Here is a 12,032-nt window from a genome sequence, read left to right on the forward strand (position 1 = left end):
TTTTACTTCTGCCATCCTCTCGTTTGCGCACCTCATGCATTTGCTGTGCGCGGCGGTTCTCATTTTTTTTTCAGGCTCACGATGTTTTCAACGTGGACGGTATGCGGGAACATGTCTACCGGTTGAACCCTCAGGATTTCGTAGTTGTCGGCGAGCAAACTCAGGTCGCGGGCTTGCGTGGCCGGGTTGCAGCTCACATAGACGATGCGTTGTGGGGCGGCTTTGAGGATCATGCCGCAGACGGCTTCGTGCATGCCGGCGCGCGGTGGGTCGGTGATGATCGTGTCGGGGGTGCCGTGTTGGGAAAGAAACGATTCGTCGAGCAGGTCTTTGATGTCGCCGGCGTGGAAGTCGGTGTTGGTGATGTTGTTGATGCGCGAGTTCACCTTGGCGTCTTCGATGGCGGCCGCGACATACTCGAGGCCTACCACTTTTTGAGCCTGTGCCGCTACGAAGTTGGCGATGGTGCCCGTGCCGGTGTATAGATCATAAACCCGTTCGTGGCCCTTCAGCTCGGCCATCTCCCACGCTAATTTGTAGAGTTGATAGGCTTGGTCGGAGTTGGTCTGATAGAACGACTTGGGGCCGACGCGGAATTGGAGTACGCCGCTGCCGTCGGGTTTGGGCATGTGTTCGGTGATGTAGGGATTGCCTTTCCAACAAATGATGTCGAGGTCGTGGAAGGTGTCGTTCTTTTTTCCGTTGATGATATAGTTGAACGATGTGATCTGCGGGAAATCCTTTTCCAATCGCCGCAGGATCTTTTCGGTCCATTCCATTTTGTCGTAGGTGACCTGCAGGATGATCATCACTTCGCCGGTGTTGGCCGTGCGAATAGTGATGGTGCGAAGAAAACCCACCTGTTTTCGAAGATCAAAAAAGGGGATACCTGCTTTGAGTGCCTCATCTTTCACGGCCAGGCGGATGGCGTTGCTGGGGTCAGGCTGGAGGTGGCACTCGGTGACGTCGAACACGAGGTCGTATTTGCGCGGGATGTGATAGCCCAAGGCCGGTTGGGGTGGCATGCTTTCGGCCGGGTTTTCGAGTGCTTTCTTTTTCTCCATTTCCTCGCGTGTGAGCCAGCGCTGAGCGGAAAAAGTATAGTCTAGTTTGTTGCGATAGAACCTGGTTTTGGCGGAGGGAACGATGGTTTGGAGCGGAGGCAATGCCAGGCCCCCCAGGCGTTGCAGGTTGTCGGCCACCTGTTTCTGCTTGTATACCAATTGAGCGTCGTAGCCAATGTGTTGCCACGAGCAACCACCGCAGAGGCCAAAATGGGTGCAAAAGGGCTGGCTTCGGCTGGGCGACAACTGTTTGACGGTGGTGACCCGCCCTTCTAAGAATGAACTTTTGATTTTGGTGAGCTGCACATCGACGGTGTCGCCGGGGGCGCCGCCTTCCATAAACAATACCAACCCATCAATTCTGGAAACACATTTGCCCTCGGCGGCCATGGTTTCGACTACAATATTCTCGAGTACGTCTCCTTTTTTCATCGGGTGGTCAAATTACGCAAAACAGGGGGTTTTCTGCTGTCGGCTTTATCCCTATATTTAATCTCTTTGAGGGGACTATGAAACGGCTTTTGATCTTGTTTTTGGGTGCTTTTGCCATGCTGCCGGCCGCAGCCTCGCACATCGTGGGGGGTGAGTTTGAGATCCAATACCTCCATGACAACCTGTACCAGGTGAACCTCATTATCTATTTCGACCAGCGCAACGGCTCGCCCGGGGCCAAAGACATCAACATCGAGGCGGCCATCTACCGGAAGAGCGACAATGCCCTGATGGACAACATTTTTTTTACTGGCTTTACTGAAACCCCGGTGCTGTACACGCAACCGACCTGCTCGACTACCGACCTTCAGACGTCCAAGCTGGTGTACACGACGACGGTGACCCTTTCGTCGGACCGGTACAACAGCCCTTCGGGCTACTATCTGACGTGGGAACGCTGCTGCCGGAATTATGCTATTGTTAATATTTTCAGCGAAGACCCCACCTTTAGCGCTGCCGCCGCCGGACAGACCTTTTACCTGGAGTTTCCCCCCGTGACCAAGAACGGCGCGAAGTTCATCGACTCTTCGCCGCACCTGTTCCCTCCGCTGAGTGACTACGCCTGTCCCTTCAGAAAGTATTATGTGAACTTTGGCGGTGTGGACGACGACGGTGACTCGCTGGTCTACTCGCTGGTGACGCCGTTCAGCACGCATTCGATCATCGCCGTGCCACCATTGCAACCGGCGCCTTATCCGCTTGTGACGTATCGGGACGGGTTCGGCTTTAACAACATCATGAAGGGTAACCCGGACATGCGCATCACCTATGGAGGTTTTCTGACGGTGACGCCCACCATCCAGGGACTTTTTGTGTTTGCCGTGAAGTGCGAAGAGTATCGCGACGGCAAAAAGATCGGCGAAGTGCGCCGCGATTTTCAATTGCTGGTCGTAGATCAATGTGCTCACGACGAACCACCCCAGATCCTGGGCAAGAAACTGGCCGACGCCACCTTCGCCTACGACAACACGATGAACGTGACCTTTAGCAACACCACGGCCGACGCCGACCGTTGCATCCTGGTTCAGGTGTCGGATCCCGATGCTTCGAATGTGTTGGACAACTTCACCGAGAAGGTCCACATCCAGGCCCTGGCACTTGGCTTTGACAAAGATGTGAGCGGCGTATTGCCGGCCGTGACAGAGGCCACGCTGACAAACGGCAGCACCCAACAATTCCGCATCTGCTTTCCCGAATGTCCTTACCTGGAAGGCCCCTTCCAGATCGGGATCATTGCCTACGACGACGCCTGCGCCTTGCCAATGAGCGATACGCTGAAAGTGACCGTCAATATTCAACCACCGGCAAACAACAATGCGCATTTTGTCGTGCCCGTCGCCGACGTGACGGAGACCGTGAACGAAGGCGATGTGCGAACGTGGGACCTCGATGGGGTTGACCTGGATGGCGACATGCTCCTGTTCGGGGTGATCGCCGACTTTCGCCTCGAAGATGTGGGCATGAAGATCGTCCAGGTGAAGAACGTCGCCGGCGAGTATCAGGCGCAATTGCAGTGGGACACGCATTGTGATGTCTATGACTTTACCCATCGCACAGACTTTAAAATAACATTCACCCTGGAGGACCTCGACCTCTGTAATTTCAATCACCCCGACCAACGGGTGTTCAACCTGACGGTGAAACTGCCCGGCAACCTCGATCCCATCATCGACTCGGACCTGACGGCCAACCCCGCCGAGCGGCGCGTGCTGGGCCTGACGCGGAAGGTGAATGAAACGCTGGCCTTCAACGTGTTTGGAAAGGACGGCGACAACGACTTCATCGTGCTGAGTGGAAATGGCGTGGGCTTTGATATTGCCGACTACAACATCGAGTTCCCCGGCAGCAACGGCCGAGGACAGATCAGCTCGCTCTTTAAATGGAACATCTTCTGCGATAAGATCAACCTCGGTGTGAAAGATACCTTCCTGTTCGAATTCCTGGTGGTGGACAACGCCAACAAATGCCGGTTCTACAAGGCCGACACACTCGACGTGAGCGTGATCGTGGAGCCACCCGACAACAACCAGCCCAGTTTGCAGGTGAACAACCTGAACCAACAGATCCAGTTTGTCAACAATGCCATGACGGTGGAGCTGGGTCAGCAAATCACGCTGGGGCTGGTGGGCACCGACCCCGACAATGCGCCACAACCCGATATGTTGACCATCGACCTGATCAAAGCGGAAGGCAACGTGCCCCCCACAGGCTATGTGTTCGCCGAAGGCAGGGGACGGGGCACTGCCGAAACCACCTTCGCGTGGAAGCCGGAGTGTGACATCTTTTTGGATGACGTCTACGAAAACCATTACACGTTCACCTTTAACGTGACCGACGACCGCTGCTTCAACACCAAAGCCGACACCGTGGCGGTGGACATCACCATCAAAGACGTTGAACACGACAGCCGCGATTTCCTGCCACCCAACTTCATCACTCCCAACGGCGACAGCTACAACGACTACTTCGCCATGGTGCGGCAAGACGAATCAACCGGCCAGCTGGTAAACATCCTGCCCCGCGACAATTGCGTGGGCGTGTTTGAAGGCATCGCCATTTATAACCGCTGGGGCCGCCAGGTATTTGAGAGCAATGCGCGAGACTTCCGGTGGTATGCCGATAGTGAGGCGGCGGGCATGTATTATTATCTGCTGAAATATTCCAATAAGGAATACAAGGGGGTGATTACGTTGTCGTTTTATGACCAGCAGTCGAATAACCGGTGAGGTTCCTTGTCAGTAGCTAGTAGCCAGTAGCCAGGAGTAGTTGCTGATGTTCTAACGTGCCTTAAATAATTCCGAAAATAGGGTGGCCATTTTTTTCTGCCGGTAAGCTTATAGGCTGACGGGCAGGAGATTATTTTCTTTTACGTAGGCCGTGGCCCCATTCCACATCACTTGCACCCAGACGTCGCGGTGGCCGACGATCTCTACGCGATGACCTTCGTCGATCACGCTGATAACGGCAGCGCCGGGCGAGGGGCCGTCCATGAGGTAGGTGTTGGCATTGCCCACGATGCCGGTGCTGGGTTTTTCGCCCAGGTTTATGTGTACTACCAGGACGAGCAACACCAGCATGGACACGATGCCCAGGGCGAGCGGACTGCGTCCGCGGCGGCGCAGGGCAAAGGTTATGCTGAGCAGCAGCACGGCGAGTGCGGCCAGGGCGATGGAAATGGGCAGGTAATAGTCGTGGTAGAAGGTGAGAAAGCGGTCGGCGTCGGTGTGTTCGTAGCCCTTGAGGTTGTATTTGGTGGCCAGTTCTTCCATTTTATCCAGCACCTGTTTGTCGTTGCTGGCCAGGTAATAGAGGTTGAGGTAATAGAGGGCCGGGCCGATGCGGTTGAGGCCTTCTTCGATATAGGCCATCTTGAGGAGCATGGCGGGCGTGTATTCGTGCTGGCCTAGGATGGACGCATAGTGGTCCAGCGACTGGGTGTATTTTTTTTTGCCATACAGCGAGTCGGCCTGCTGCAAACGGAAGCGGCCAACCTGCGCGTGGAGGCTGCCAGCCCCGAAAAATAAAGTTAACCCCAGAATGGCGAGAAATTTTAGAACCCGACTTTGCATATTTTTTATATCCTGTTACCTTTGCGTCCTCAATTACGGAAAAGCGCTCTAAACAGGCAAATGGATGTGATTTGATTGAGGATTCCGTAGCTCAGTTGGTAGAGCAATACACTTTTAATGTATGGGTCCTGGGTTCGAATCCCAGCGGGATCACAAGTAAGACCTGAGAATAAATCTCAGGTCTTTTTATTTTAGAACACTTTCAAATTGAATGACAGGCCCGCTGGGATTCGAACGAAGGATGGGCGGTTCGAAACGGAGGTTGATCAGCGTTTGGATTGTGCGTCGGGATCGACCGGAGTTCGCGAGGGGATGTGCGCATGGTGGCGGGGACGAGCAATCCCAGCGGGATCACAAGTAAGATTAGAACCATGCGCCCCGAGCCTCTCGGGGCGTTTTTTGTTTTATCCGGGCAGCCCAAGCGCCTCGCTTAAGGGCTATAAAATAAAAAATGCAAGCGTATCGAGCACATGGTTCGGCTCTTGCAACTTTGATAGCTGGCGATCACCGAAGGTAATCCCAGCGGAATCACAAAAGAGGCACGAGCCTCTTTTTTTGAGTTCATCTCAAACCAAAGCCGCTCAAATCTTATGATTTGAGCGGCTTTTTTGTTTCAGCCTTAATATTTTTTGTTTATTCTTAAGTTGCGCTTAACCCATTAAAATGTGTTAAAGAAATACCTTGTCGAACAGATAAAAGATAAAAATTGGAAGACCGTAATCCAATCTTGTCAGTCACTAAAGGATGGCGAAAGACTGGAGCTTATAAAACTCCTGAAGGATGAGGACACCACGAAGGACATTTTTGATGAAGTGGATCGTACGTTGGGTGAAGAAGAACGGGCTGCATTTTATGAGAATCAATCCCGGGTAAGGAGATGCTACTACTTGGCCCTTCTTGCCTGCACACGTAATTATTCTGATCTGAAGCAAACAGAATCGAAAGTGAATGGTTGGGTATTAAACCCACTGCGTGAATTGCTGTGTCATTCGGATTACGTGGCGCTGGAAGCTTTTTTTAATCTGTTTCCGCCTGACTATCTGGACAAGGTAATCCAGGAAATGGCGAAAGATAAATTCAGGATTGTTGATTTTAGAACCCTGTGGAGAATTTATGAGTTAGGATGGGTAAGTTTTGATGAGGCTTATTTCACCAGAAGCCTGTTTACCATCCAGATGTTTAATAGAAACACAAAAACAGACACGGATTTCTTAGCGGGGAATGAGAAAGCGTTTCACCAGGTTTTTCTAGTTTTTTATAGAAATGAGGTACCGGTTCTGGACATTTCGAAATGGCAAGCGAGAGAGGGGTTTGTTTGCAAAAAGGTGTATGAATATTGGACGGAAGTAATTATTCTATTAAATGAAAGGGGAATAGTTTTTGATCGATCGATCATTAAGAATCTGTTGGAGTCGCTGCTGAATAACTGGAAGAAAGGTCATTTAGATTGGCACACCAGGCTGCTTGAATTTTTTCATCCAACGGAAGATGAATTGCTGGAGCATCAAACTTTACTCTTCGCGCTGTTCGGCACGAATAACCCCAGTCTCATCAATTTTGCCTTAAGGAATATCCAAACCATTCGTAAAGCGAAACGATTTAATGGCCTGGGCTTTATTGAAAACTTTGCCTTATGTTTCTCCAATGACAAATGCATCAAAGCGATTTTTTCCGGTTTGGATATCGTGGAAAACGTACTTACTAACCCCGATTACAAGGACGTGGATTTTTCCGAACGGTTAGCGGTGTTACTGATGCATGCTGACGCAAACCTTCAGATGAAGACTGCAACGCTATTGCGTAAGTTTACCAATGCCGAGGATTTGAATATCATCGCTGCCCCGTACACTTCGTATCTGAAGCAAAAAACAAAAGATACACTTTCCATTTCAAGTGAGTCAAAAGCAAGCGTAAATGCGGATATAGCGGAGACCAAACAAGTTGCGGAATTGGCTATTGCTTCCAACTGGGATGAATTGCTATTCCAGGTTGGCAATTGCATTCACACCAAATCGGCAACAGATATAGATCTGTTATTGGAGGGAATCAATCAACTTCAAAATCAGATTCCGGTTGATTTGGAGAAGCAATTGAAGCCTTACACCAAACAACTTTTTAATAGGTCATGGGAAAATCATGTAATGGCTTATTTTTCATTGTTCATCGAGGGATGGATAAATGAAAAGGAAATCGATTCAGACGAAGGCAGGTATGACCCTATTCCTTTTCTCAAAAACAAGTGTAATCGATTGATTGAAAAATTGAAGAAGAAGAATCGTTTATCCTTTCTTTCAACGCCAACGCATCGGCCCTTTTTCATTCATCCCACGGCTTTGGTAAAAAGAGTTCTGGCTTATGAAGAAGTTGACGGTGTGATTTTCTATGAAGACTTGATCGTGGCTTGCAATCGTACGTGGTTTAAAAATGCAGACAATGAATCGAGGACGTTGGCGAAAAAAATGAAGGGAAAATATGCGAAGGCCTTGTCATATTTTTTAGGTGTCTCTGATAAAATTGAACCTACTGAAGAGACTCTTGCCCTATGGGCGCAGGTAACAAGAATCAGGAACCCCGATGCCGTATTTACGGAGTTTGACAATACAAGCGCGAGGGAGTATCCGTCTGTGATTCATCCGTTAATGCTAGACTTTCGTATCCACACGGAATCGAATCAATACGCCACCTGGCACAAAATGATACTGGGAGGAAATTGGAATAAAGCGTGGTACCTCGATCAGGAGCCCATCAGCTATGACCACATTTTTTACAATGTCAGCACGTTAAAGAAAGCATCCCGTATTGATATACCCTATCAGTTAAGTCTGAATCCGAATTATGTTGACGGACAGATTAGCCGTTATATACCCAATTGGACTACCGGAAATGAAGTGGACGGATTTGAGTCCTGTTTGTTTCCATTGCAATTCCTGGTTGAAAATAAAATCGAAACGCATCACAGTGGATGGATTTATATAGCGGCTTGCCTGATGTTTGAGAAAAAAATATCAAGGGAATTGGCCGGTGAGTATATTGAAATGGCATTGGTTGAACAACATAAAGACCTGGATTACTTGGCTGATCTGATTGGTAGCCTCACCGCACAAAAATTTGGACCGGTGAACCGGCTACTGGAATTTTTTGATAAGCCCAACACGAATCATCCTGTAAATGCTTTTAAATTTAAAGTACTAGGAAAATGTCTTGAGCATTTCGACATGCAACAACTGCCCGCCAATAGCAAAAAAGTCGTGGAGTATTATGAAGAATGGGTGCATCGCCTGGGCGTGAAAGGAAATGAAGAGCTCTTGGCCAAAGTCAAAACAAAGAAGAAATAATGGTTCAGGATTTTGAATATCGGTATGCGTCTGCATCAACTGCCCAGGTAAAAGATGGCAGCACGGCATTGCTGTTTGCGCATTGTTCGGAAATTATTGAAGAGAACAATGTGCGTTGTTTTTTCTATGGACAGATTAAAGATTCCTTCATAGTGTCAAAATGCATGAGCGCGCTGGCCCGGACGGTAGGTTCCCATTATGCGCTTACGCCATCTCAAATTTTTTACTTAAAGGACCCGATCGTTTCGGTAGGGAACAAAGAAATGCGTTGGGAAGCATTTTCATCCTGCAATAGCGTTTATGCCCGTATTGATATTTTGGAAAATGGTATTGATGGGGAGTTCCTGCAATCTGGCTGCACCAATATCGACTTTAACTCCGATACCGTCAGGGCATTTAATACGGTTACTCAGAAAGAAAAGCTATCGGTAAGTATAGGTTCGAAGGAAGTGAATATCTCTACAGAGCGGAGTAGCACACAGGAGAAGAAAGTCAAATTACCCAACCGGTGGATTAAGGGCTTGGGGAATGTGCAGGTTTATCTTTCGTCGATGGAGCTTGCCTTTACCCTTACGAAGATTGAAGCAACTCAACTTTTTAATACGTTACCAAAGACAGCCGTAAAGGGAAACTATTATCTATACAAAAGCGGGTTGTCTTATCAATTCTCCCCTTCATCAAAACCTGGCGGCTTGAAAATAGGAGGGGTACACCGACTGAATTTACTGCAAAACTTGCTTTTGCTCACCGAATCCGTCAGCTTCTATAAAAGTGATGATGAGCAGTGTGTGGCGGTGTTGTTGCGATTTGGGAATATTCGGATGTCATTTCTTTTTTCAGAAAGTGTATATCGTGGATTTTCAGGTGAAGGAAAGAATTTGGAGGCCTTAACTGAACAGGTTTCCGAAGAACTGATCCTTGGAATTAATAATTTTTTTAAAACGAATGAAGTATTTCATCCCACGTTGATTTCAATTGAACATGACATTCCGCTTACGGTAATGGAGACGCTGCAATCATCCTTGTCCAGTATAGGGTTATTGGGGTACGAACTTGGTGATCGCCAGTTTTTCTACAGGAGACTTCCGTTTAAATTGGAGCGTCTAAAAAGCTTTAACCCAAGAATTCAAAATGCCATTAAACTTGTAAGGGATAATGAGGTGACGATCCTTCAGCAAACCGACCAATACATAAAAGCTGAAGTAAAAGGTTCAGGAGATGTATTGCATATGGTCATTGCGAATAATGATGTTTTTCAATGCACCTGTAACTGGTACACGGCCAATAAAAACAATCGAGGTTTATGTAAGCACATTTTGGCAGTGAAAATGACATTGAGCAAGTAGAATATATTTGCTTTGAGCTCCATCTGTACTTCATCGATCTACGTCGCTTTCGTTAAGCGAATTTCTTGATTGCCTCAGGGCTGACGGGGGTAAAAAAATTAATTAAATTGCCATCCGGATCGCGAAATAATAAGGAACGATTTCCCCAGGGCATGGTCGTAGGCTTTTGAACAATCTCACGGGTTAAATCTTTAATTCTCTCATAATCGTCATCTACATTTTCGACACGGAATTCTATAATCACACTTTTGTTGTTAGCAGGTTGTGCAATATTCTCACCGAAAAAGCTCAACGTGCGCGTGCTGCCGATGGCCAGTGTAAAAGAACTTGTAACAATCTCGGCAAAGTCGTCCGTAGCCCACCGGGCCGGTAGGTTAGTAGCTTTTTCAAGAAATTGAACCAGGCGTTTGATGTCTGCGGTGATAATTCTTAGCGATACTAAATTCATGTTTTTCATTTTCTTTTGTTTTAATGGATTATAAACGAATGAAACAAAAGTAAAATGACCCCCTGACAAGGGTGTGTCAGGGGTTGTGAAAGTTTTTCTCTTTACTGTCTAAATATTCCTTTAAGGTCAGTTTGTGGGGCGTGAAGTTCAAATCAAGAGGTTCAATTTTTAAAATTCTGCTTAGGCGGAACATTCTGTAGTCCTTCCTTAGTCTGCAGTATGCGATAAGCGTCCAGCTCTCTTGTAGGTTATAATAGAATGCAAAAGGCTCAATTTTCCTTTCTGTTCTTTCGTCTTTGTGTTCTGACTGATAGGTGATATTCAAAACTTTAAAGGCGGTCAAGGCGTTTTGGATTAACGTCAAAGAATCGCTCGTGTTTGAATGGGGTATGGCAGGGCTCACGGCAATCCTATTGGCTAATAATTCAACTTTCTCTTTTGTTGCATAAAGCAAAACGGATTTTATTTTATTAATCGCTTCGGTATATTCTTTAATAAGAGAACTGTCCCTGTTTTTTAGTACTAATTGTTCAGCCGTGATTAAAGCATTTGCTTCATTTTCGGTAAACATGACGGGCGGAATTCTATAGCCATCCATAAGAGAATATCCCTTCCCATCTTCGGTTACGATAGGTACGCCAGCTTGTTCTAATGCCCGGATATCTCTATAAATTGTCCTTACACTTACATCAAACTTTTCAGCAAGCGTTGTTGAAGTCAATATTCTTTTCGTTTGCAGCTGGGTTAAGATGGCAGTCAGACGGGAAATTCTTTTTGTGTCGTTATCTTTCATTGCAGGAAAATCTTAGAGAAAACTTGTCGGGTGCTAAAGTTACTGCTTCCATTTCACACTCCATCGTTTTCTTCATTCTTGAAAGAAATCCCGGCAATTGTTATACATGCGACTCCATCCCATCAAGCCACATTATATTTTGATAACTATTAGAAGGCTAATTATCATTTATAATGCATTTGATTTCGTTTCCGATGCGGTTTGAGAAATAACTAAAGCGGTGCCGCAGAAACATAGACAGGTTAAGGAGCCTGTAAAATTTTCACCTTCCTGCCACTGTGGATAGAGAATATTATAATAAAGGTGTAGCGATAATAACCAGATGAATAAATTGATGGCGAGCAGCATCAGAATGGCTCTTACCTTGAACCCACTAAAAATACTGATCGCAGATCCCATCAGGGCAACCCCGCCCAAGAAGGTCCAAAATTCGGGAAAAGGAATATACTTCGGCACTATGTTGCTGATTCCCTGCAGGTTATTGTAGTGTCCTACGGCAAAATTGTATAACATGATGGCGTAGAGATACTTTCCAAAAGGGGCGATCTTCCCAAGCCACTGCATAATCTTATTTCCAGGTTCTGGTGCTTGGATTGTCGAAATCGCCAGGAATCCTCCGCATAATGCTATAACCTTATTGGTGTTGACCCAGTACTTATTAAAAGACCCTCCTGATAAAGACCAGGGCAAATGACCCAATAGGAATAATGCCAGGAATATGATCCCCATGAATAGTGAGACGCTATTGAATTTTTTACCTATTGCAATTACAAAACCTGCAACGATTAGCAGCATGGCTATTAAATAGGCTACAAAAGATAGATCAGACGGAATATTTGTTAATTCAGGTAGGATGATGGGCCTGATTCCCGGATAGAAAAAGTGCAACACCCCTATGCCGATGATCCCTACTCCAAAAAAGATGCGACCGATGCTTAGATATATATTCATATGATTTTCTTTAGTGTCTGTCATTTGTCGCAGC

Annotated in this window: 8 protein-coding genes and 1 tRNA gene; 4 read left to right on the top strand and 5 right to left on the bottom strand. The window is 47.1% G+C overall.

Going from position 1 to position 12,032, the window contains the following annotated elements; genetic code table 11:
• Nucleotides 1-59 precede the first annotated feature (59 nt).
• On the bottom strand, nt 60-1,496 hold the full coding sequence (rlmD, locus tag D4L85_RS13265; RefSeq protein ID WP_119754757.1) for a 23S rRNA (uracil(1939)-C(5))-methyltransferase RlmD: 1,437 nt from the start codon (nt 1,494-1,496) through the stop codon (nt 60-62).
• A 77-nt stretch (nt 1,497-1,573) separates the two neighbouring features.
• On the opposite strand from rlmD, the gene D4L85_RS13270 reads away from it, so the two are divergent.
• Nucleotides 1,574-4,282 carry a T9SS type B sorting domain-containing protein gene (locus tag D4L85_RS13270; protein ID WP_119754758.1) on the top strand — a complete coding sequence of 903 codons (2,709 nt, stop codon included), beginning with the start codon at nt 1,574-1,576 and terminating at the stop codon, nt 4,280-4,282.
• A 108-nt stretch (nt 4,283-4,390) separates the two neighbouring features.
• Here D4L85_RS13270 and D4L85_RS13275 read toward each other — a convergent pair whose 3' ends face one another.
• The gene (locus D4L85_RS13275; protein WP_119754759.1) at nt 4,391-5,125 is read right to left on the bottom strand and encodes an SH3 domain-containing protein; all 735 of its coding nucleotides are present in this window, start codon (nt 5,123-5,125) and stop codon (nt 4,391-4,393) included.
• A gap of 80 nt (nt 5,126-5,205) precedes the next feature.
• Between D4L85_RS13275 and D4L85_RS13280 the strand changes: the two genes are divergently transcribed.
• The 3 genes from D4L85_RS13280 to D4L85_RS13290 all read left to right on the top strand — a co-directional run bounded on the left by D4L85_RS13280 (nt 5,206) and on the right by D4L85_RS13290 (nt 9,806).
• A tRNA-Lys gene (locus tag D4L85_RS13280) sits at nt 5,206-5,278 on the top strand.
• A gap of 512 nt (nt 5,279-5,790) precedes the next feature.
• Nucleotides 5,791-8,460, top strand: a complete 2,670-nt coding sequence (locus tag D4L85_RS13285; protein ID WP_119754760.1) for a DUF6493 family protein — start codon at nt 5,791-5,793, stop codon at nt 8,458-8,460.
• The gene (locus D4L85_RS13290; protein WP_119754761.1) at nt 8,460-9,806 is read left to right on the top strand and encodes an SWIM zinc finger family protein; all 1,347 of its coding nucleotides are present in this window, start codon (nt 8,460-8,462) and stop codon (nt 9,804-9,806) included. Before D4L85_RS13285 ends, D4L85_RS13290 begins: the two co-directional genes overlap by 1 nt.
• A gap of 52 nt (nt 9,807-9,858) precedes the next feature.
• On the opposite strand, the gene D4L85_RS13295 is transcribed toward D4L85_RS13290, so the two are convergent.
• The 3 genes from D4L85_RS13295 to D4L85_RS13305 form a co-directional block, all read right to left on the bottom strand.
• Nucleotides 9,859-10,263, bottom strand: a complete 405-nt coding sequence (locus tag D4L85_RS13295) for a VOC family protein (RefSeq protein ID WP_228450876.1) — start codon at nt 10,261-10,263, stop codon at nt 9,859-9,861.
• A gap of 67 nt (nt 10,264-10,330) precedes the next feature.
• Complete coding sequence (locus tag D4L85_RS13300) at nt 10,331-11,047, bottom strand: helix-turn-helix transcriptional regulator (RefSeq protein ID WP_119754762.1); 717 nt, start codon at nt 11,045-11,047, stop codon at nt 10,331-10,333.
• Nucleotides 11,048-11,215: 168 nt separating this feature from the next.
• Nucleotides 11,216-11,998, bottom strand: a complete 783-nt coding sequence (locus D4L85_RS13305) for a hypothetical protein (protein ID WP_160143705.1) — start codon at nt 11,996-11,998, stop codon at nt 11,216-11,218.
• Nucleotides 11,999-12,032 lie beyond the last annotated feature (34 nt).

Origin of the sequence: Chryseolinea soli (assembly GCF_003589925.1) — a bacterium.
GTDB lineage: Bacteria > Bacteroidota > Bacteroidia > Cytophagales > Cyclobacteriaceae > Chryseolinea > Chryseolinea soli.